Source organism: Mycobacterium sp. E342 (assembly GCF_001667665.1).
GTDB lineage: Bacteria > Actinomycetota > Actinomycetes > Mycobacteriales > Mycobacteriaceae > Mycobacterium.
In genome coordinates this window covers 1-523 of the sequence record NZ_LZJM01000098.1, presented here as the reverse complement: position 1 = coordinate 523, position 523 = coordinate 1, and the positions used below count along the sequence as shown (strand labels likewise).

At 69.0% G+C, this 523-nt stretch carries 1 protein-coding gene; it reads left to right on the top strand.

Going from position 1 to position 523, the window contains the following annotated elements; translation table 11 throughout:
• Positions 1 to 523: TetR/AcrR family transcriptional regulator (locus A5692_RS06735; RefSeq protein WP_068053761.1), on the top strand; the 523-nt coding region annotated here is incomplete at both ends.

Sequence of the window (523 nt, the reverse complement as noted above, 5' to 3'; positions counted from 1 at the left end):
TGCGTGGCCGAGAATGGCTATTCGCGCACCACGATTCGCGAGATCGCCCGGGCGGCGAACATCACCAGCGGAAGCCTGTACCACTACTTTCCGAACAAGGCGGAGCTGATCAACGCCGCGATAGCGGCGCGCACGGACGTCGCGTTGCCGCGGCTGCGCGCGGCCGCCGCGCGCCCGGGGACCGCCGTCGACCGCATCGAGGCGGTGCTCGACGAATCGGGCCGGCTCATGCGCGAGTATCCCGATCTTGCCGCCTTCGAGTGGGTGATCCGCGCCGAAGGCGCTGTCGCCCGCGATTCGCGGCTCGCGGCCGACTTCCAGGTGTTTCGCGGAATCATCGAGGGTGTCATCGACGATGCCTACCGCCGGGGCGAGCTCGCGCACCGGGCCGACCGCAACGGCATCGTCGAGGCCGTCTACGCGCTGATCTATGGGTTGACGGAGCTGGCGGCCACGTCGCCGCCCCGGGACTATCACGCCGCGCTGGACGCGGCCAAGAAATTGATCCGGGGAACGTTGCTCG